This is a genomic window from Bacillus smithii (genome assembly GCF_001050115.1).
In the GTDB taxonomy this organism is placed as follows: Bacteria; Bacillota; Bacilli; order Bacillales; family DSM-4216; genus Bacillus_O; species Bacillus_O smithii.
The window spans coordinates 2,155,680-2,177,694 of sequence record NZ_CP012024.1; the positions used below are offsets into that span (position 1 = coordinate 2,155,680).

18 protein-coding genes are annotated in these 22,015 nt (G+C 40.8%); 4 read left to right on the plus strand and 14 right to left on the minus strand.

Going from position 1 to position 22,015, the window contains the following annotated elements:
• Positions 1 to 21: 21 nt before the first annotated feature.
• The 7 genes from BSM4216_RS10115 to BSM4216_RS10145 form a co-directional block, all read right to left on the minus strand.
• Positions 22 to 1,548 (minus strand): NCS1 family nucleobase:cation symporter-1, encoded by a 1,527-nt coding sequence (locus BSM4216_RS10115; protein ID WP_048623640.1) that lies wholly within the window; start codon positions 1,546 to 1,548, stop codon positions 22 to 24.
• A gap of 116 nt (positions 1,549 to 1,664) precedes the next feature.
• On the minus strand, positions 1,665 to 2,891 hold the full coding sequence (locus BSM4216_RS10120) for a Zn-dependent hydrolase (RefSeq protein ID WP_048623641.1): 1,227 nt from the start codon (positions 2,889 to 2,891) through the stop codon (positions 1,665 to 1,667).
• Between the two features lie 168 nt (positions 2,892 to 3,059).
• Positions 3,060 to 4,211 (minus strand): iron-containing alcohol dehydrogenase family protein, encoded by a 1,152-nt coding sequence (locus BSM4216_RS10125; protein WP_048624489.1) that lies wholly within the window; start codon positions 4,209 to 4,211, stop codon positions 3,060 to 3,062.
• Between the two features lie 18 nt (positions 4,212 to 4,229).
• A complete protein-coding gene (locus tag BSM4216_RS10130) occupies positions 4,230 to 5,597 on the minus strand; it encodes an aminotransferase class III-fold pyridoxal phosphate-dependent enzyme (RefSeq protein ID WP_048623642.1) in 1,368 nt (455 codons plus the stop codon).
• A 125-nt stretch (positions 5,598 to 5,722) separates the two neighbouring features.
• On the minus strand, positions 5,723 to 6,868 hold the full coding sequence (locus BSM4216_RS10135) for a PucR family transcriptional regulator (protein WP_048623643.1): 1,146 nt from the start codon (positions 6,866 to 6,868) through the stop codon (positions 5,723 to 5,725).
• A gap of 671 nt (positions 6,869 to 7,539) precedes the next feature.
• Positions 7,540 to 8,952 (minus strand): NADP-dependent phosphogluconate dehydrogenase, encoded by a 1,413-nt coding sequence (gene gndA, locus BSM4216_RS10140; protein ID WP_040341911.1) that lies wholly within the window; start codon positions 8,950 to 8,952, stop codon positions 7,540 to 7,542.
• A 239-nt stretch (positions 8,953 to 9,191) separates the two neighbouring features.
• Entirely contained in the window at positions 9,192 to 10,382 is a 1,191-nt protein-coding gene (locus BSM4216_RS10145; RefSeq protein WP_048623644.1) for a DNA polymerase IV, read from the minus strand.
• Between the two features lie 412 nt (positions 10,383 to 10,794).
• On the opposite strand from BSM4216_RS10145, the gene BSM4216_RS10150 reads away from it, so the two are divergent.
• Positions 10,795 to 11,982 carry a CaiB/BaiF CoA transferase family protein gene (locus BSM4216_RS10150; RefSeq protein ID WP_048623645.1) on the plus strand — a complete coding sequence of 396 codons (1,188 nt, stop codon included), beginning with the start codon at positions 10,795 to 10,797 and terminating at the stop codon, positions 11,980 to 11,982.
• Between the two features lie 15 nt (positions 11,983 to 11,997).
• Positions 11,998 to 13,206 (plus strand): acyl-CoA dehydrogenase family protein, encoded by a 1,209-nt coding sequence (locus tag BSM4216_RS10155; protein WP_048623646.1) that lies wholly within the window; start codon positions 11,998 to 12,000, stop codon positions 13,204 to 13,206.
• Positions 13,207 to 13,476: 270 nt separating this feature from the next.
• Here the strand turns inward: BSM4216_RS10155 and BSM4216_RS10160 are convergent, their stop codons facing one another.
• Both BSM4216_RS10160 and BSM4216_RS10165 read right to left on the minus strand, forming a co-directional pair.
• Positions 13,477 to 13,947: a chemotaxis protein CheW gene (locus tag BSM4216_RS10160; protein ID WP_048623647.1), complete on the minus strand. Its 471-nt coding sequence runs from the start codon at positions 13,945 to 13,947 to the stop codon at positions 13,477 to 13,479.
• A 63-nt stretch (positions 13,948 to 14,010) separates the two neighbouring features.
• Positions 14,011 to 15,135 carry a tripeptidase T gene (locus tag BSM4216_RS10165; RefSeq protein WP_048623648.1) on the minus strand — a complete coding sequence of 375 codons (1,125 nt, stop codon included), beginning with the start codon at positions 15,133 to 15,135 and terminating at the stop codon, positions 14,011 to 14,013.
• 323 nt (positions 15,136 to 15,458) lie between these two features.
• On the opposite strand from BSM4216_RS10165, the gene prli42 reads away from it, so the two are divergent.
• Positions 15,459 to 15,554: a stressosome-associated protein Prli42 gene (gene prli42 / locus BSM4216_RS16755; protein ID WP_003355267.1), complete on the plus strand. Its 96-nt coding sequence runs from the start codon at positions 15,459 to 15,461 to the stop codon at positions 15,552 to 15,554.
• A gap of 54 nt (positions 15,555 to 15,608) precedes the next feature.
• Here prli42 and BSM4216_RS10170 read toward each other — a convergent pair whose 3' ends face one another.
• The 3 genes from BSM4216_RS10170 to BSM4216_RS10180 form a co-directional block, all read right to left on the minus strand.
• Complete coding sequence (locus tag BSM4216_RS10170) at positions 15,609 to 16,109, minus strand: L,D-transpeptidase (RefSeq protein WP_371836614.1); 501 nt, start codon at positions 16,107 to 16,109, stop codon at positions 15,609 to 15,611.
• A gap of 129 nt (positions 16,110 to 16,238) precedes the next feature.
• Positions 16,239 to 17,231, minus strand: coding sequence for an aromatic acid exporter family protein (locus tag BSM4216_RS10175; RefSeq protein ID WP_003355269.1), 993 nt, complete (start codon positions 17,229 to 17,231; stop codon positions 16,239 to 16,241).
• A gap of 289 nt (positions 17,232 to 17,520) precedes the next feature.
• On the minus strand, positions 17,521 to 17,958 hold the full coding sequence (locus tag BSM4216_RS10180; RefSeq protein WP_048623649.1) for a BrxA/BrxB family bacilliredoxin: 438 nt from the start codon (positions 17,956 to 17,958) through the stop codon (positions 17,521 to 17,523).
• 627 nt (positions 17,959 to 18,585) lie between these two features.
• On the opposite strand from BSM4216_RS10180, the gene BSM4216_RS10185 reads away from it, so the two are divergent.
• Complete coding sequence (locus tag BSM4216_RS10185) at positions 18,586 to 19,446, plus strand: DUF1002 domain-containing protein (protein ID WP_048623650.1); 861 nt, start codon at positions 18,586 to 18,588, stop codon at positions 19,444 to 19,446.
• Positions 19,447 to 19,603: 157 nt separating this feature from the next.
• On the opposite strand, the gene BSM4216_RS10190 is transcribed toward BSM4216_RS10185, so the two are convergent.
• Complete coding sequence (locus BSM4216_RS10190) at positions 19,604 to 20,887, minus strand: dihydrolipoamide acetyltransferase family protein (RefSeq protein ID WP_048623651.1); 1,284 nt, start codon at positions 20,885 to 20,887, stop codon at positions 19,604 to 19,606.
• Between the two features lie 133 nt (positions 20,888 to 21,020).
• Positions 21,021 to 22,004 carry an alpha-ketoacid dehydrogenase subunit beta gene (locus BSM4216_RS10195; protein WP_003355273.1) on the minus strand — a complete coding sequence of 328 codons (984 nt, stop codon included), beginning with the start codon at positions 22,002 to 22,004 and terminating at the stop codon, positions 21,021 to 21,023.
• Positions 22,005 to 22,015: the final 11 nt, after the last annotated feature.

Sequence of the window (22,015 nt, forward strand, 5' to 3'; positions counted from 1 at the left end):
CTTGACCTCATTCTCTGTCACTTAATTTAGCTCATTCACCGCAGCTGATTGATTCTGACTTGTTTCATCGTTGTTCATAAAAAGGGTTATTTCCTCATACTCTTTTAATGATAGAAGACTTTTATCGTCGCGCATAAGATAACTGTAAACCGCCATTGCCACGAGCAAACCTATCGTCCAAGCATTGCTCCATAGGAAAGACAAACTCGGAATAACTAAACCTGCCAGCGGAATCACAATTCCAATGATTAAAGCGTAAATGCCGTTTTTATTCACTCCTGAAGAATAACTATAACGTCCATTCACTTGATATAATTCTCTCAACGCCAAACGGCGTCGACGAACAATCCAATAATCTGCGATGGCAATACCGTCGATAGGTCCGAGAAGAGCGCCGTATCCTCCAAGAAAACCAAAAATCAAGTTTTGAAAATTCGACATGAGATACCATGGCTGCATCGCTATAGCAAATAAACCGGTCAGTATAGCACCAATGGAAAATGTAATTCTCCTTGGCCACAAGTTTTCTGCAGCTCGGGCAGGAGCGACAAGATTTGCCCCTACATTTACGGTTATGGATGAAATAACAATGACAATGGCTCCAAGGAAAACAATGAATGTCGGAAATTTTGCTAATAATTCAACGGGTTCCCAAATAGCCTTTCCAAAAATCACAACGGTTGCGGATGTGACAAATATCCCAATAAAAGAAAATACCGTCATAGTTATGGGTAGAGCCAAGCTTTGTGCAACCATCATCGATTTTTGTTGTCGGGCATAACGAGCAAAATCAGGAATATTTAGGGCTAAGGTTGCCCAAAAAGCTATAACACCCGTTAAAGCAGGGAAGAAAGTGGACAAAAATTCTCCAAGAGAATGAAATTTACTTGGTGCTGTTAAAATCGGCCCCCAACCATGAATATGGGTCATTGCCCAAATGAATAAGATGATGGAAGAAAGACCGACAATCGGACTTGCAATGATCGTTAGCCATTTGATCGCTTCAGGCCCTTTCACTCCTATGCCAACATTCAGCGCCCAAAAAATCATAAATACAATCGCTGTATGAAAAGGAAAATTCACCCATCCCGAAAAAACACGGGCAAAAAGAGCGTCTATACTTGTTGTGCCAATCCATGTGTTAATTCCAAACCAACCAGCCGCAACAATGGCACGTGCCAAGGTGGGGATGTGAGTTCCTTTGGAACCAAACCATAATCTGGCAAACACCGGATATGGGATACCGAATTTTGCTCCAGCATGTGCATTTAATAAAATGGGAATCAAGACGATACAATTCCCAAGAAAAATAGTGAGCAATGCCTGCCACCAGTTCATTCCCAGGGAAATCATGCCACTGGCCATTGTATAAGAAGGAATGATAAGGCACATCCCCATCCACAAAGTAGCAAAATTCATGCCCGACCATGAATGTTCTTCTTTCGTTGTTGGCCTTAAGTCTTCATTCCATAAGTTGCTCCCTTTTATACTATCCATTGCTTCATTGGTTAAAGTGACTATGCCATTTTCTTCTATTTGCGATTTCATAGACTTCACCCTTTAATCAATTTATGATGATCAATAAATTGTTTTTTGAATAAACGTAATATTCAGATTTAAAAATCAACACTCAATGATTTATACATATTTTTCAACGGTACGAATCAATAATCCAAAATGGAAAGAACCGTATCCAAAGCGACATTCACTCCATTCGCACATTCTTCATAAGATGTAAACTCTTCTTCACAATGGCTCTTTCCATTGACGCTAGGTACAAATATCATAGCTGTAGGCAGATAACTGGCAATAAATTGGGCATCATGCCCCGCTCCGCTGTACATTCTTTTACTTGAATAACCGAGCGATTGAGCTGATTTTTCCAGTCGATCACATAGTTTTTGATCGAACACTACCGTATCACGCCCCCATAGTTTTCTTGCGGATATAGCGCAGCCTTTTAGCGATTTCGGTAAATCTTGAATGGCTTCTTCAACTTGATGGATGACTTTCGGATCTTTGTGTCTTGCTTCAAGCGTAAAAATAGTTTTATTCGGAATCACCGTGTGTATATTGGGAAGAACGTTCATTCTTCCCACCGTGTACACTAAATCACTGTCTAATTGATTTAGTTTTTTACGCAAATCAGTCATAATATCCGTTGCTGTAAAGAGGGCATCTTTTCTCATGTTCATTGGTGTTGTGCCGGCATGATCTGATTCACCGGTTACTTCCATTTCATAATTCACCATTCCAACTACACCTTCTACGATGCCAATCTTCACATTTTCACTTTCTAATACCGGCCCTTGTTCAATATGCATTTCTAAAAAAGCGGTAGCTTCCTTCAAACGATTTTCAATATCACCTTTATATCCACTAGCAGCTAAGGCTTCACCAAATGTTATCCCGTCAGTATCTCGGCTCTTCATCATTTCCGTTTTCTCAAACTTCCCGGAAAGTACACCTGAAGACATCATGGCCGGTTCAAATCTTGCTCCTTCTTCATTTGTAAAATTGACAATCGTAAATGGAATCTTTGGTTGAATATGATGATCATGAAGCGTACGAGCAATTTCTAATGCAGCAACCACGCCAAGAACACCGTCAAACCTCCCGCCTTTCGTTACCGAATCTAAATGGGAACCCATCACAAGAGGAGGTTTGTCTTCAACACCTGCCATCGTTGCATAAATGTTAGCCATATCATCCATTTTTACTGTCATTCCTATTTCTTTACAACACGAAACAAAATAATCTCTAGCCGCTATATCTTCCTTTGAAAGAGATAATCGTGTGACCCCATTATTTTTTGTACGGCCAAATTCCGCAAACGTTTCTAACGTCTTTTTCAATCTGTCCGAATGAATTAAGATCTTTTGTTGTTGCATTTGGCAGTCCTCCTTATTTACAATTTCAAATTGTCGTATTGATCGCCTTATTTGATCTATTTCCTTATTCCTTCATTGAAGAAATAGCCAGCCTAAAATCATTTAAAGAAAATTACGATAATTCAAACCAAGAAAACTTCCATACTGCTGAATTAATGTCATATTTCATCACACAATTTTTTTAGTTTTTTTCCGCAAAGCATTATACATTTCTTTTAAACTTTCTTTCGTCATCAAAACTGGATTATTCATCATATTAGGAAAAAAACTATGAGATACAAGTTTATCTAAATCTCCTTCTGTCAACACCCCTATTTCTTCCAATGTCATTCTTAACCCCATTTCCTTTTTCATTTCGTCTATTCGATCCGCCAAGTCTTCCGAATCTTTGAAACCCAGCCTCCTACTGAACGCTTGAAGACGCTCCGATTCGAACCCAAGCCGGCTATTGATTTTCCAAAAGGAAGGAAGAGTAAAAGCACAAGCCTCGCCATGAGGAATATGAAACTCTTGTGTCAGTGGATAAGAACATGCATGCGCAGCAGCCGTTTGTGTCATATTAAATGCCAGACCTGCCGTAACGGAAGCTTCACTCATTTTTGCTCTTGCCTCCATATTTTCAGGCTCATGATAGGCGGTTAATAAATATTTGAAAACAATCGACGCTGCTCTTTCCGCCGCCATATCGGTGAAAGGCTGATGCTTTTTTCCGTAGTATGCCTCCAGTGAATGGGCCAGGACATCCAGACCGCTCGATGCAGTCACATCGGGCGGACAAGTGACCGTTAGTTCAGGATCTATTAACGCATAGGCCGGATAGAAATAATCGCTTGAGAGAGGAGCCTTCACATTTCTTTCCGTGTCTGTCAGCACTGAAACAGATGTCACTTCACTCGCCGTTCCAGCCGTTGTCGGTACAGCGATTAAAGGAATTCCAGGCTTCGTCACTGAACGTTCACGAGATAAAAAGTCAGCAGAACTATAGGGCGTTTCGGCCACAAAACAAGCAACCTTTGCACAGTCTAAAATGCTCCCTCCTCCTAAAGCCACGGCAAAATCACATTTGTATTCGCGAATGATGCGGGCGCAGGCATCCGTGTTATACACAGTCGGGTTTGTTTGAATATCCGAAAATATCGTTACAATACGCCCCTCCGCTTGATCCATAATTTTTTGTGCCGTACCGTTGCGAACCATCGACGGGGCACTAATTAATATCCCGCGCTTCCTATTTAATCGTTTTATGATTTGTGGTAATAAGTTTATTTTGCCTGGGCCAAAATCAATCGGTACTGGTTGTTTATAAAAAAATTTTTCCATTCCGTGAATTCCTTTCATTTATTTAGTTACCAATGTTCCAGCAGAGAATAAATGCTCCTTTTCAAACTTGGTCAATGCTTCTTCGAAAAGATCCATCGCCTCATTTATCTGTTGTTCTGTAATGATTAATGGAGGTGCAATGATCACACTGGATTCATGCGAGTACGTATAAAATCCCTTTTCATTCAATAAATGAATGAATGTTTTCATTAATCCCGCTTCATCTTTTCCATAATCCATCCCATACGATATAATCGGTTCCTTTGTCTTTTTGTCTCTAACAAGTTCAACGGCTGCGAATAAACCGATATGACGAACATCACCAACTGAGTTAAACGCTCTTAGTTTTTCCAATCTTGCTCCTAGCACTTCACCTACTTCAGAAGCATTTTCAATGAGACCTTCTTCTTTATAAATATCAAGCGTTGCACACCCGATTTGGGTTGAAACGGTATGTCCGCTGTATGTTAAACCTGTCATTAATACATGGTCATCGAAAAACTCCGCCACTTTTCGGCTGACAATCACACCGCCAAGCGGGCTATAACCACTTGTTACCCCTTTAGCAAACGTCATCATATCTGGTTGGAAGTTAAAATGATCGACCGCGAACATTTTTCCTGTTCTTCCAAATCCCGACATCACTTCATCACAAACCATAAGAATTCCGTAGCGGTCACATAATTCACGCACCCCTTCAAGATATCCTTTTGGCGGAATGAGAACACCATTGCTGCCCGGAATGGGTTCAAGAAATACAGCAGCAATGGATTCCGGTCCTTCATATAGCATTTGATTGTGCAACCGATCAAGGTAAAACTTTGCTGCCGCTTCTTCATTTTCAAAATTAATAGACTCCCGGTACAAATAAGGTGTATCAAATTTAATAAAACCCGGCATCCCAGGTTCAACAGCAAATCGACGATTTTCACCGGTTAAATTGCCGGCGCCGAATGTGGCACCGTGGTACGAACGATACCTTGAAAAAATTTTATAACGTCCTGTGACCATCCTTGCGATTTTAATAGCATGATCATTTGAATCTGCTCCACCGTTTGCAAAAAATACTTTCGCCATGTTGTCCGGCGCAACTTCAATAATTTTGCGAGCGAGTTCTGATTTTGATGGTGTCGCAAATGAAGGTGCAGCGATAGGAATTTCATCCATATGCTTAAATTCTTCCAACAATTTAGGATGCTGATGTCCAACATTCAAGTAAACGAGTTGTGAACACATATCATAGTATTTTCGGTTTTCATCATCCCAGAAAAAAATGCCTTCAGCTTTCGTGATGACTTTCGGATGAATATTCTTTTGTTTGGACCATGAATGCAAGACATACTGTTGATCTTCTTTTTTTGTTTGAATCACATCCATCGTTTTCATTTGATTCGCAACTCCATTCAATGTTATTAATTCTTACATATAAAGAATACATTATTTATCATTCAGAAAACAATGAATATTCAAACAAAATAAATTGTGCATTTGCACATATGACAAGGAGAATATTATCTCAAAATATCTTCAATCATAAACGCGAGTAATAAATTCGTTTTTGTATAAGAGTGTGATAAATCCACATCTAATATTGACTCTATTTTTTTCATTTTATAAAGCACCGTGTTGCGATGAATGAACTCTCTTCGACTGATATTGGTCGTCTGGCCGTCCTCTTCAAGAAATACACGAAGAAAATGTACATAATCCGTTTTATGCAGCTTGTCATAACGATAAAGAAGACCTAACATATCTTGATGAAACATCTCAATCATGTTGCGATCTTTCACGGCCATAATAATTTTATAAGCGCCAATATCTTTGTACTTACAAATGAATGGGGCAGAATGACGCCGGGCAAGATGAATAACCTTTTTGGCTTCAAAATAACTTTTAGGAATATCGAAAATATTTCTATAAAAATTCCCCATCCCAACTAACAGTTTTACATTCGCTTCTTGTTTGTTAATCATCATTTGTATATGTTCTACCGTTTTGATAAAAGGAATTTCCGGTGTACGAACTTTTGAACGATCTACAAGATAGATCATTTCATCTTGATAAATGGTCGAAAGAAAATTTTCATATCTATTTGTAAAGGCATGTTCAATAATTTGAACGAAAGAAGAAGATTTATTAGAGCGTTGGGATGGTGTACATACGATGATTCCGAAATCGGCATCTTCTTTAAATCCGAGTTGGGCCAGTTCTTTCGCCACTGTTCCTTCATGAATATCATGGTTAAATAACAGATCCGAAAGAAGTTGTTCAGCTTTCGTTTGTTTGTGTTGTTCCGAAATTAAAAATTGAACGGTCATTTTTATAAAATCGGCAACACGATATTCCCAAGGCATTTGAAAAACAGGAAACTGATATTTTTCAGCAAAATGCAAAACTTCTTCAGGAATATCGGGGATATATGGCCCCGTATTTAACACAATGCCAACAGCCTTGCGCCGATAGGCAGATCGAACCATTTCCACCACTTTCTCCGGATTATTTTCCATATTAATTCCGGTTGTCACGATTAGTTCATTTGGTCTGAAAAAATCCACCCAATCTACACTTTCCGTTACGTTTACTCCTGTGATCATACGATCCATCCCTTTTTCTCCGGCAACCAACTTAAGCATTTGAAAATCAGGTAAATTGACCATTTTTTTAAAGTCACCACATTCGTTCAAACTCCTTTCATTTCAAAGTAAAAAATCAGTCAATCATACTGATTCCCCAATGTAAAATGCTTATAAATGGATCTTCCATGCGTAAAACAGACAACCATTTTTTATGATTTAATTGTTAAATAATATAACAAGAATGACATGTTGGGAAAGTAAAAATTCTCATGTGTGACGAAATCATAAAACTGCTGAATGTTGAAAACCTTCTTATGGCAGCGTTAAAAAAGGGATGGATGAGGTTTCTACATGTGTAGCCCATTAGTATGTATGTATATTTGTTTTGAGGCGCTCGGATAAAATGAATACGTATGATTTTTTATTCATTATGCTACTCCAAGCATTGCTGCGACTGTTGTCAAAGCTATTGTTGCCTAAAATTCCATTCTGTTTGGATTCTTCATTATCAAGTATGAAAGTGATTTTAAAGGGATTTTGTGATATTCGAAAATCCTCTTAAACTTAAAATACTGCTCCACAAAAAACTTCTCTATTCTCAATTGAAAAATCTTCGCTGATCTGCAGCAGTTAAAAAAATGGACTCTAAAAGACGATCAAATTTCCCATAGAAAAATCCCCTCATAGCAAACAGATTTTTCTGCTATGAGGGGACTCTCTTCATATATGAAAACAAAGTTTCTTTTTCAAAATTACTTGCTTATCCATTCTGTATGGAAAATGCCTTCTTTGTCCACTCTTTCATAAGTGTGAGCGCCGAAGTAGTCTCTTTGCGCCTGAATTAAGTTGGCAGGCAATGTTTCTGTCCTATAGCTGTCATAGTAAGCCAAAGCAGCAGAAAAAGCAGGAACAGGGATTCCTTGAAGGACAGCCAACGAAACGACTTCACGCAAAGAAGACTGATATTTTTCGACGATCTCTTTGAAATAAGGATCTAATAGCAAATTCGTTAAGTTTGGATCTCGATCATATGCTTCTTTAATTTTTTGCAAAAATTGCGCGCGAATGATGCAGCCGCCACGGAAAATCATGGCGATGTCACCGTAGCGAAGATTCCAATTGTATTCTTCCGAAGCTGCTCTCATTTGTGCAAATCCTTGGGCGTAAGAACAGATTTTGCTCATATAAAGCGCTCTGCGGATCGATTCGATCAGTTTGCTGCGATCGCCTTCGAATCCTTTTGTTTCCGGCCCTTTTAAAAGCTTGCTTGCTTTTACTCTTTCCTCTTTCAACGCAGAAATAAAGCGGGCAAAAACCGACTCGGTAATAAGCGGGAGCGGAATTCCCAAGTCGAGCGCGCTCTGACTGGTCCATTTTCCTGTTCCTTTTTGACCCGCTTTGTCCAAAATCACATCTACCAGCGGTTTTCCGGTTTCTTCATCTTTTTTCGTAAAAATGTCAGCAGTAATTTCAATCAAATAGCTGTCCAGCTCACCTTTATTCCATTCGGCAAAAACTTGATGCAGTTCATCAGCATTTAAACCAAGCAAATTCTTCAGTAAAAAGTATGCTTCTGAAATCAGCTGCATATCGCCGTATTCGATGCCATTATGAACCATTTTCACATAATGGCCGGCACCGTCTGGACCAATATATGTACAACATGGATCGCCATTCACTTTAGCCGAAATATCCTTTAAAATGGGCGAAACAAGATCATATGCTTCTTTTTGTCCACCGGGCATAATGGAAGGACCGGTCAATGCTCCTTCTTCTCCTCCGGATACCCCAGTGCCGATAAAATGAATGCCTAATTCACTCAACTCTTTATTGCGGCGCTGTGTATCTTTGAAGAAAGTGTTTCCTCCATCAATCAAAATATCGCCCGGTTCGAGATGCGGTTTTAATTGTTCAATCGTTGCATCCGTCGGAGCTCCAGCTTTGACCATCAACAAAATTTTCCGCGGTTTTTCCAAGGAATCAATAAATTCTTCAATACTATATGTTCCGACAATATTTTTTCCTTTTGCTTCTTCTAATAAGGCATCTGTTTTTTCTCTTGAACGATTATAAACCGAAACAGAGTACCCTTTGCTTTCAATATTGAGTGCTAAATTTTTTCCCATAACAGCTAATCCGATTACACCAATTTGTTGTTTTGCCATCATTTCTTACGCCCCTTCTGCACTATATTTAAAGCTGTTATCGCTATTTTACTGTATCAATTTTCGACGTGGGTTGCAAATGATTGAATCAGACCATCGTCTTTCCTATATAACGGAAAAACGTTCAAATAGAGACCATGATTTCTTCTGACAATATTTCCCGATGGTGAAAGAATCGCCTTTCTCACTATTCATTTCAAATCGGGATGTTTTAAAAAAAAACGCCACTTTTTCATTTGTTAAGAACGCGGGAACCCTTTTTGAATGATTTGGCTGCCAAATTTTTCTTTCAGTTTTTCCATCGTTTCCAACAGAAGCTCTATTTTGGCTTCTTTTTGGTACGTAAATAAATCCAGCTGCTTGTAAGCCTCTTCTTTTTCCACTAAATCTTGTGCTGTGATGCCAAGCAAACGAACAGGGGTGCCATTCCAATGTTCTAAAACCAACGCCCGAGAAATCCGCTGAATGTCTCCCACTGAATCCGTCGGACTGTCCAATTTCTTGCTTCTCGTGATCGTATGTCTGTTTCGAAAGCGAATCATAACCGAAAGATGGGTCGTGAGCAGTCCCCGCTCCTTAAGACGAGATGAGACTTTTTCAGCCAGCTTGTGAGTCACCTCGGACAATTCCTCTTCACTTTCCGCATCTTGAGGCAAAGTCATTGAATTTCCAATGCTTTTGCGCTCATTCACTGACTCCGGATCCACTTTTCGATCATCTCGACCATTTGCCCGCTCGCGAAGACGCACCCCGATGATGCCTAGAAGAGATCTCAGCTGGATATCGTTCGCTTTTGCCAAATCGCCAATCGTCTGAATGCCAATCGTTCGTAATTTTGCGGCCGTCTTCTCCCCCACACCGTGCATCTCCTCAACAGGAAGCGGCCATAATCGAACAGGCACATCTCTTTTGCGCAATATTGTGATGCCCATCGGCTTTTTCATATTGGAAGCCATTTTCGCTAAAAATTTATTGGGAGCAATCCCTATGCTGGAAGGCAAGTCCAATTCGTTTTGAAGTCTTTTTTGGATGTCTTCGGCGATTTCAATCGGCGTCCCCCATTCATAGCTTTCTGTAATATCCATATACCCTTCATCGATGGAAACAGGCTCTACTAGATGAGTGTATTCACGCAAAATATTAAATATCGCCTGAGATAAGGTCCGATACCGATCAAAATTCGGCGGTTTAACAATCAGTTCCGGGCACCGCTTTTTCGCTTCCCATATTGGCATAGTCGTTTTTACTCCGAACTTTCTAGCTTCATAGCTACATGTGACGACAATCCCTTTTCGTTGCTTAGGATCACCTGCAATCGCTAATGGTTTACCCTTTAAGGATGGATCGTAGGCCATTTCAACCGAAGCATAGAAGCTATTCATATCGACATGTAAAATCACTCGACCGTTTTTAGGGTAATACCGCTTCACCTCCGTCCACCTCCATTCATTCTGTAATTTATTATACCAATTGTCAGCTTGAAGAAAACAATGGAGCGCTCCTCCGATGAATGAAAGCGACTAAAAGATTTCCTTCCTTCTCCTGCTTACCATCAAGGGATTTTCCGTTCCTTTTCAACATATCCCATACTATTTTTTTGCTATTCAGAATAATATAAAGTAGAAAAGTACAAAAAGAACGGGATAATAGTTTACCGCCTATACTTGTTCATCTCAGCTTACCGCCATGGTAAGGCAGTTTGAAGCAAAAAACTTTTCATTTTTTCAACCTTGATTGTCCGAACGATTCAGGCAGATAAGAGCCCATTTCTTTCGCTCCGCAGTTTATTAGCCGGAAAGAAGCCGGCTTTTTCATTTATAACGAATGAAAGGGGTGATAACGATGGTTGGCGCGTTAGACGGTGTAAAAGTTCTCGACTTGACAAGAGTGCTTGCGGGACCATTATGTACGATGATTTTAGGCGATTTAGGCGCGGAAGTGATTAAAGTAGAAGCCCCCGGCGGAAGCGATGAAACAAGAAAATGGGGGCCTCCGTTTCAAAACGGTGTAAGCGCATACTATTTATGCGCCAATCGAAATAAAAAAAGCCTAACTGTCAATTTAAAAGATCCAAGAGGAAAAAAGATCATTTATCAACTAGTGGAAAAAAGCGATGTTGTCATTCATAACTTTAAAACAGGCACAATGGACCGGCTCGGTTTGGGATATGAGGAGTTGTCCCGATGCAATCCGAAACTTATCTACTGCTCCATTACCGGATTTGGCGAGACAGGTCCTTATAAAAATCTGCCAGGATATGATTTTATCATTCAAGGAATGAGTGGGCTTATGTCAATTACCGGTGACGAACATACGCCTCCCTTCAAAACCGGAGTAGCCATTACGGATATTTTAACCGGGCTCTACGCCTGCATTGGCATTCAAGCAGCATTGTTAGAAAAGGACCGTTCAGGAAGGGGGCAAAAGATCGATCTCTCTTTATATGACTGCGCTGTCAGCTCACTAGTCAACGTTGCCAGCAATTATCTCATGACTAAAAAGGTGCCGCCCAAAATGGGAAACCGCCATCCTAATATCGTACCTTATCAAACATTTCGCACAGCCGATGGAGAAATGGTCATTGCGGTAGGGAACGATCGGCAGTTTCAAGATTTATGCAGCGTGTTGGAAATGCGGGAACTTCCCAGCGATCCGCGTTTTTCCACCAACCCGGAGCGGGTGAAGCACCGGACAGAGCTTATCCCAATTTTAGAGAAACGGTTTCAAATGAAATCAACCGCCTACTGGATGGAAGCTTGTCAACAGAAAAAAATACCGTGCGGACCTATTCAAAAATTGGATGAAATGGTTTGTGACCCTCAGCTGACAGCACGGGAAATGTTTCTTTCCATGAAACATCCAACAGCAGGGACTATTCAAGTCGTTGGCAGTCCTTTAAAACTTTCGAAAACACCCGTAAAACAAAATCAATATCCTCCTTTGCCCGGGGAACACAACGAACTCATTTTGAGCCATTTAGGCTATTCTGATGCAGAGATTGAAGATTTGAAAACGAATCAAATTATTTAAAGGAGCGATGAGCCCATGAACTTTGAATTTTCGGAAGAGCAACAACTATTAAGAAAAACCGTGCGCCAGTTCGTGGATAAAGAGATCATGCCGTATATCGGCGAATGGGACGCAAACCATCATTTTGAAACAAACATCATTAAAAAATTGGCTGAACTCGGCTTGATGGGTGTCTGTATTCCCGAACAGTATGGTGGAAGCGGAATGGATTACAACTCGCTTGCGATTGTGTGCGAAGAACTAGAAAGAGGAGATACAGCATTTCGGACAGCCGTGTCGGTCCATACCGGACTGAATAGCCTGACTCTTCTTCAATGGGGCAACGAATATCAAAAACAAACTTATCTTGTTCCTCAAGCGAAAGGTGAAAAAATCGGCGCCTTTGGATTAACTGAGCCTGGAGCAGGATCTGATGTAGCCGCTTTAGGCACGACAGCGACTCGAGACGGCGACGACTATATTTTAAACGGACAAAAAACTTGGATTTCCTTGTGCGACGTGGCGGATCATTTTCTTGTATTCGCCTATACGGACAAAAGCAAAAAACATAAAGGGATTTCCGCCTTTATTGTTGAACGGACCATGCCCGGATTTTCTTCCAAAGCGATTAAAGGAAAATTGGGAATTCGAGCCGGAAATACGGGAGAACTGTTTTTTGACAACGTCCGGGTTCCAAAAGAAAACTTGCTTGGCGAAGAAGGTGAAGGATTTAAAATTGCTATGTCGGCTCTTGACAACGGTCGATTTACTGTCGCAGCCGGAGCCTGCGGCCTCATCATGGCCTGCCTGGAAGCAAGCGTCAAATATTGCCACGAACGCAGGACATTTGGAAAAGAAATCGGCCGCCATCAGCTCGTTCAACAAATGATCGCCAACATGGAAGCAGGACTGCAAATAAGTCGGCTTCTTGTCTATCGAGCCGGCGAATTGAAAAACAAAGGCCGACGCAATACACGCGAAACCTCCTTAGCCAAATGGCAAGCCTGTGATTTTGCCAACAAAGCGGCGGATGACGCGGTGCAAATTCATGGCGCATACGGATATTCCAATGAATATCCCGTGGAACGATATTTAAGAAATTCCAAAGCACCGGTTATTTACGAAGGAACGAGGGAGATTCATACGATCATGCAAGCAGAATACGCTCTCGGCTACCGACAGGATAAACCGCTCCATAAAATGCTCCCCGCATGGCCGTTCACAGAGGATTCCGTTTCAAGCTGAATGAATAAAGATTCACCTATTCTTTCAAGTGCTTGTAGCGCCATGCATTTACTCGCCTATCGCGATAAACAAAATGGAATCGTAGCTTCGCAACCAAATTTTATGAGCCAATCCTAAGAAGGGAACTTTTAGCTCCCTTCTTCTATCAAATGACAAAATAAACAGCTATTCCTTATATTCAATTTTTTCTGTTATAACAAGTGGCCTGCAGGAATCTGCTATATTATGATCAGCGATAAAACGGGGATATAACAACAGGAAGTTCCACCGTCAGGCATTTTGCATCGTTTTCATATATTCTTGTATGTCTTGAATGCCTTCTAGCGATTCCACCAGAATTTTAGGATCAATGATGGTCACTAAGCGTTTCTCCATGTTTGCCACTGCTGAAAAATAACGGGTTCCCTCGTAAGCCATTAGGCCGATCTGTTTTTGGAGTTCAATCGGAATGTCAATGATTTCTTTCGCCTCTTTTACTAATATTCCGAAAAAGAATGATTCTACTTGAAGAACAATCAGACGGCTTTCAGACAAATTTTCGATAAATTGAGAATATAGAACTTGCTCAAAATCAATGACCGGAATCAATTCACCACGATTTTTGACAATTCCCCTTAAATAAGCAGGCAAATGAGGAATGGGATTGATATGATCCAATTTTTCAATCGAAACGACATATTGAATCGGAACGGCATATTCTTCCTTGCCTGATTGAAAAACAACCATTTTTGTTTCTTCCATTTCTTGTGCCCCCTTTTGAAAACGGTCGAAAAGAGAGCTGGAGAGCTCTCTTTTCAAAAGAAATTACGATGGATTTGCTACTTCTTCCACAATAGCCACTGTCATTTCTGCCAATTTCACTAGTTCTTCAATAGGCATTTTCTCATTCACTGTATGAATCTCCTCATATCCTACAGCTAAATTGACAGTAGGAATCCCTAATCCGGCAATCACGTTCGCGTCGCTTCCGCCGCCGCTTTGCAGCAATTCAGAAGGTCGGCCCACTTTCGCCGCTGCTTTTTTCGCAATTTCCACCACTTTATCTCCTTCGCCAAATTTAAAACCAGGGTACATAACCTGCACATCAATTTCTGCCCGTCCTCCCATTTCTTGGGCGGCACTTTCAAAAGCTTCTTTCATTTTGGCTACTTGTTGTTCCATTTTTTCAGGAACTAACGATCTTGCTTCCGCCAAAATATCGACACGGTCACATACGATATTCGTTGCTTGCCCACCTTCAAATCGGCCGATATTGGCAGTGGTTTCTTCGTCGATTCGTCCTAACGGCATTCTTGCAATAGCTTTTGAGGCGATCGTGATGGCGGAAACCCCTTTCTCAGGAGCCACACCTGCATGAGCCGTTTTTCCAAGAATCACCGCTTTGATTTTTGCTTGTGTTGGAGCTGCCACGACAATATTTCCCACTTTCCCATCGCTGTCGAGAGCATACCCATATTTCGCTTTAATAAGCGATGGATCAAGCTCTTTGGCTCCCACTAAGCCGGATTCTTCCCCCACCGTTATGATAAATTGAATCGTCCCATGAGAAATGTTCTGTTCTTTGATCATTCTGATTGCTTCAAACATGGCCGCCAATCCGGCTTTATCATCAGCACCTAAAATCGTCGTTCCGTCCGTGACGACGTAACCGTCTTTAATGGACGGTTTCACCCCTTTTCCGGGAACGACGGTATCCATATGTGAAGTAAAATAAATAGGATCCACGCCTTCTTTATTTCCCGGTAAAGTACAAATCAAGTTTCCGGCGCCATGCCCTGTTTTTTCTTTCGCATTATCTTCATAGACATCCAAGCCTAATTCTGTAAATTTTTGTTTTAAAACTTTAGAAATCTCGCTTTCGTTTTTGGTTTCCGAGTCAATTTGTACAAGTTCCAAAAATTCATTGACTAATCTTTCTTTATTCACCATAGCAAAAATTACCTCCAATTTATGTACTCACCATTCAGTATACTCCTTTGAAAAAAAGTCTACAAACGAAAGGTAGATTCTGATCATATGGCTTTATTTTTCGAATAATATCAATTTTCTCGGATTTTTAGGGTATGGCGGCATAAAAAGTCAATGGCAAAAGGGGCGACAACGTTCAAGTATTTTTTCATTCTAATATTCGATATGATTTTTAAAAACTCCTCTTTTTTCAAAAAATCTTACCCATCCCTCTATAGGATCATGTTGATGACAACTGGAAAAATCGATAATATAAAGACAGCGGAATTGAAGGAGAGGAGATCATGAGAAATAAGAAATTCCAAAAAGTCGTTGTCTATATCATGTTATTGGCAATGATTGCCACAACGGTCCTCGCCGGGCTTACAATGTTTTTGTAAAAACGAAAAAAGCAATCAGCTGGAAAGCCGATTGCTTTTCATTTGGTTATTTTCCTAATGAATGGCACCGTACTGCCTGGCTATCTGGTCTAACGATTGTGTGGATGTGACCACCTTGATTTTCGTTCCAATGGGAACATTTTCATACAATCTTTCAATCGCCTGATTGTTCATACGAATGCAGCCGTTGGAAATATAGTGCCCGATGGAAGATGGATTATTAGTTCCGTGGACACCATAGATTCGACCGCCGGTATTTTTGGCATTAAATCCGATCCACCTCGTTCCAAGCGGGTTATTTGGATGCCCGCCGGGAATATTTTTCTTCCGATAGAAAGGATTTTTCGCTTTGACCGTTACAGTGAACAGCCCTTCCGGTGTCAGTTCATTCGTTTTTCCAGTGGCCACTTTTTCCCTCATTTGCAACTTGCCATGGTTATAAAAGGCTAATTCATTTGTTTTTTTATTGATGACAATAAGAGGAGAGCCTTGTGCAAAGGTCGAATTCGGAAACAAAAAAGCGAATATGAATAGAATTAACCAAAGTTTTTTCAACTTGATCACCACTTTTCTTTCCAACTTCACCGACCGTTAGATGCTTGAATGGAAAAACAGTCGGAAAACGGAAAATCAAATGTTGCTAAAACACCCCAGCGCAATCTTTGCTTGCCGGGATGGGTTTATTTAAGAGTATGTTGCGGATTTTTGGCTGTTTTTATTCGCCTTTCGTTTTAAACCCTTAAACGAACTTTTGATGATCAAGTATTGTTCCATTTCTCGGACAAATTGAAAAAGAGCCGCTCTTGTTTCAAATTCCTCCCTTGTTTTAGGCAACTCCATTCTTTCAAATTCCACCTTCATATCGTATAGTTTTTTCAAATAAAAATGAGCTGTATTTCCAGGATGAATATTGTCTTTTAACTCTTCCAAAAAATCGGCAACCATGTGGGATTGTTTTGTTTGGTAGGAGACAAACGTTAAAATCGGCAACAATCGTTCGAGTATTTCAAATTGTTTTTCACGAATGACAAAATAGTGATAAAATAAGTTTTCTTCTCTTGTTGGATGATTTTCTGCATCTTTTAAAGCGAGTGATTTTGCTTCTTTCAACAGACGCGCCGTTTCCGTTATTTCTTTTCCATCCCAATCATTTTTATGACTGCGTAAATACGAAATCACTTCCTCAAAAATCCTCCGGAAGTTCTTTTCAATTTCTTCCTGGTAGCGATACAACGTTTCATCTGCACTGGGCATATAAAGGTTCATCAATAAAGCAATGCCGATGCCGACAACAATGAGGCACAGCTCATTCAACAACAAAGAAAGGGTGACATGACCGGCTGAATAAATATGAAGAATAATGACACTGCTTGTAACAATGCCTTCTGTTACTTTTAGCTTTACGGTTGTTGGAATAAAAAACAATAGCATGAGACCAATCACAACTGGATGAAAAGCAATTCCTTCAAAGAAACAAGCAGAAAAAATCATCGCCAGCACACAAGCGAAAAAACGCGTCCATGCTGCCTCAAATGATTTCACTTTCGTATTTTTGATACATAATATTGTAATGATCCCGGCAGAGACAAAATTATGCAAGTGAAGCCATTGCGAAATCATGATCGCCAATGTTGTACCTACCGCTGTTTTGATCGTTCGATAACCGATTCGAAACATATCCATAACCTCAAATCCATTATTTTCTCCTCTAGTATGCTCAACCCTTTCTTTGTTTTCAAGCAAGATCACACTTTGGACCGGATAATCAATAAAAAAGCTGGATCACAAGGAGCCTCAAAAGCCTTTTCAAATGCAGAATAAAAAAATCTCCCATTTGAAAGGGCTGACCTTGTTGAGCCAGCATGAAAGTGGATCTATCGGACATGGATTTTTCTGTTCCATCCTTGGCACGTTTTTCGTTTAAACGTTGTGATCGCAGAACGAAATCGCTGCCATCTTACACTTCTTACACTTCGTCGCAATATTGATCAAAAGCCGCTTGCAATTTTTGAACGACTTCCAAAGGCTCATGTCCTTCAATCTCATGTCGTTCAACCATGGCAACCAGTTTCCCATCTTTTAAAAGTGCAAAAGATGGAGAAGAAGGTGGATAGCCGGTAAAATAACTGCGAGCTTTCGCTGTTGCTTCTTTATCCTGTCCGGCAAAAACTGTAACAAGCTGATCCGGACGTTTATCGTAGTGGATCGCATAAGCGGCAGCAGGACGTGCAATTCCTCCGGCACAGCCGCAAACCGAATTCACCATCACAAGAGTCGTGCCTTTTTTCTGCAACGCTTCATCCACTTCTTCCGGAGTTCTAAGTTCTCTATAACCAGCGTCGACAATTTCTTTACGAGACTGATTCACGATATCATTCATAAAAATGTTAAAATTCATGCTCATGGAACGTTCCTCCTTTCCGTATCATGTACCTATCATAAAGGAATTTACCTTTATTTTCAAATTTTTTATGGTATGATAAAAGGTTTATCCATCAAAAATTAGGGTAAAATCATGGTACAACGAGATCCATACCCTAAACTCCCTATCATCGGGGCGTCGATCTACGGCGCTCCTTTTTTAGCCGGCAAAGTTTTTCCTGATTCTCATCTCTTTAAAAAATGGAAGCTATATCATTGGGCCAATGTGTAAGTCTTTGGCATCTTCTTTCCGAAAAAAAACGATCGTTTTTCCATTCATGAATATACGCATACAAATACCTGCTTATTTCATTATAGGAATCATTTCCTGCAAAGGACGAAAGTAGCGACTTGGAAGATGGATTGCAGAAAAAGTTGTAGAACCATTTGTATTTCGATTAAAATAAAGAATTAGAAAAGTCCTTTTCCCTCGCTGATCCGAATAAATGCGAAAGCTGAGAGAAAGAACGATGCCGGCGGAATCCCGGGTTTGATCAAATCTGTCAAAATCAACCTTCCGCCATGAACATTCAGCGACTGCTTTAGTTTAGCGTAGCTGAAGTCTCATTGTATTCCAAAACGAAAGGTAAATTGTACAGGAGAGGATTTTATGAAAAAATTATTTTTGTTGCTTGCCATCTTTACATTGGGTTTCACCATGTCTGTGCAGGCTGACAGCATTACGGGCGAAACAACCGTAACTCTCGGAGCGGATTTAACCCCTCAGCAAAAAGAACAAGTTTTAAATGAAATGGGCGTATCCGGTGATGTCAATACGATCACGGTTACGAACGCCGAAGAACATAAATATTTGGGGAACTATATTCCCAATTCGCAAATTGGCACGAAAGCCATTTCTTCCAGCAAAATTACCACTAAAGAAAGTGGATATGGCCTGAAAGTGCAAACCAATCATATTACGTGGGTATCGAAAGAAATGTATATGAACGCGTTGACAACGGCCGGTGTGAAAGATGCCGATATTTATATCACGGCACCTTTTGACGTATCCGGAACGGCTGCGCTTACCGGAATCATTAAAGCTTATGAATCCACAACAGGCAAACAAATTCCGGAAGCACAAAAGCAAGTGGCCAACCAAGAAATGGTGACAACCGCCAAACTAGCCGATGATATCGGGAAAAACGATGCCACACAATTAATCGAAAAAATCAAAGAAGAAATCGCTAAACAACATCCTCAAACAAAAGAAGATATTCAAGTGATCGTCAATAACGTTGCCAATGAATTAAATATTTCCTTGACACCGGATCAAAAGGATCAGCTTGTCTCTTTGTTTGACAAAATGAAAAACTTAAACATCAACTGGAATGCAGTCAATTCTCAAATTGAAAAAGCAAAAGAGAAATGGAATGAATTTAAAAATTCGGACGAAGGAAAAAGCTTCCTCCAATCGATCATCGACTTTTTGCAATCGATCGTTAACTCCATTGCAAGCCTTTTTAAATAATCTCTAAAAAGGCCGACCCATTATGAAAGGGCTGATTCCTCCTTATCGTGGATAGGAGGAATCAGCCCTGTTTTTTTTGAGTCTGGCCTTTTACTTGATAGAAATCATTTTTTGATTAAAATTTCGAAAGATAAAGGTATTTGATTCGAGATAATGATCAATGAATCTGTGTATTCTCTTTCGAAATATTTTCGAGAATTTGTTTCACCCTTTGCAAAAAACGCCCGGCAATAAGCCCATCCAGTATTCGATGATCGATAGAGAGGCAAAGATTGACCATATCGCGAACCGCAATCATTCCGTTATCCATTACCATGAGTCTCTTGACGATCGATTCCACCTGCAAAATGGCGGCTTGCGGATAATTGATAATTCCCATGGATTGCACGGAACCAAAGGAACCTGTGTTATTAACGGTAAACGTGCCCCCTTCCACATCTTCTTGCTTTAAGCTGCCGTTACGGGCCTTCACGGCCAATTCATGAATCTCCCTTGCGATGCCCTTGATCGTTTTTTCATCTGCATGCTTTATGACAGGTACATACAGCGCATCATCCGTCGCTACAGCGATCGAAATGTTAATATCTTTTTTCTGAATGATTTTATCCCCTGCCCATATCGAATTCATTTGCGGATATTCTTTCAAGGCTTGAGCTGTTGCTTTTACAAAAAAGGCAAAATACGTTAAATTAAAACCTTCCCTCTCTTTAAATTCTTCTTTGATGGAATCGCGGTACTGAACAAGATTGGTAACGTCGACTTCCATCATGGTCCAAGCATGAGGGATTTCTTGTTTGCTTCGAACCATATGTTGGGCAATGGCTTTGCGTACTCCTGTCACCGGTATTTCCAAATCACCGTGAGCTCCGGACAAATGCAAGTGCTTTTTCATGTCGTTCTTTTCAGGATCATTCAATGGTCGTTCTTCCACAGCATCCGAATGAACAGTTGCAGGTGCTTCCCCAGAAGTTTTCGAATGATGATGTGATTCAATCCATTTCCATACATCTTTTCTGGTAATACGCCCCCCTTTTCCGGTGCCTTGAACTTTTGACAAATCAATCCCATACTCTTGTGAAAGCTTTAATACAGCCGGAGAGAAACGGGTCTTTGCCTCCGAAACCACCGCCTTCTGTTTCATTGTCATTCCGGCTGCCGGCACTTCTTGCTCTGTTGTTTCTTTCTGTGTCGAACCTTCTTCTTCTGTCTCAATGACACAGATCACTTTCCCCACTTCGAGCGTTTCACCTTCATCGGCAGCAAGTTCAACGACTGTGCCGGTAAAAGAAGAAGGGACTTCAGCGTTTACTTTATCGGTTAAAACTTCCGCAATCGGATCGTATTTTTTGACATGATCACCCGGTTTTACTAGCCACCGGCTAATGGTTCCTTCCGTCACACTTTCGCCTAGCTGCGGCATCGTCATTTTTTCCCGTGCCATCGTAACCACTCCTTGTATCTTCATTGCTCCTTAAACCATGCGACTCACTCAAAATAGATGTGTAATAGACTCCAAAAAGATAAGATTTGCATTATGTCGGCACTTCCGAAAAAGGGTTCTAAAGAAAGTGCGGTTAAAACTCAGCTAAATCTCTTATGGCGTTTTCCACTTTTTCAGGAGTTACCATAAAGAATTTTTCCATGGTAGGGGCATAAGGCATTGCCGGAATATCAGGTCCTGCGAGCCGCTTAATAGGAGCGTCAAGATCAAATAAACAATGCTCTGCGATGATGGCCGATACTTCACTCATGATGCTTCCTTCTTTCGTATCTTCTGTAACAAGCAGCACTTTTCCTGTTTTTTTGGCTGCTTCTATAATCGCTTCTTTATCAAGAGGATAAACAGTTCGTAAATCCAATATATACGTTTCGATTCCATCCTTCGCGAGTCTTTCTGCGGCTTGAAGAGCGAAATGAACACATAAACCGTACGTTATAACGGTCACATCATCTCCTTCTCGTTTTACATCCGCTTTTCCGATTGGAAGCACATAATCCTCTTCAGGCACTTCTCCTTTGATCAGCCGATAGGCCCGCTTATGTTCAAAAAATAAAACGGGATCATCGTCGCGAACAGCCGCTTTCAACAGACCTTTCACATCATAAGGAGTGGAAGGCATCACAATTTTTAAACCCGGCTGGTTGGCAAAAACGGCTTCCATCGATTGAGAATGGTAAAGAGCGCCATGAACTCCTCCACCGTATGGAGCTCTTATCACAAGCGGACAATTCCAATCATTGTTCGAGCGATAGCGAATCTTAGCCGCTTCCGAAATAATTTGGTTGACAGCGGGCAAAATAAAATCAGCAAATTGCATTTCGGCAATGGGCCGCATCCCATAAAGGGCCGCTCCAATTCCTACACCGGCTATCGCCGATTCAGCCAACGGGGTATCGATTACTCGTTCTCCCCCAAATTGTTCAAATAATCCTTGGGTCGCTTTGAATACTCCGCCCTTTTTGCCGACATCTTCTCCAAGCACGAATACACGAGGATCTCGTTCCATCTCCTCGCGTATCGCCATGGTCACAGCCTCAATATAGGAAATGACAGGCATGTTGAATCCCC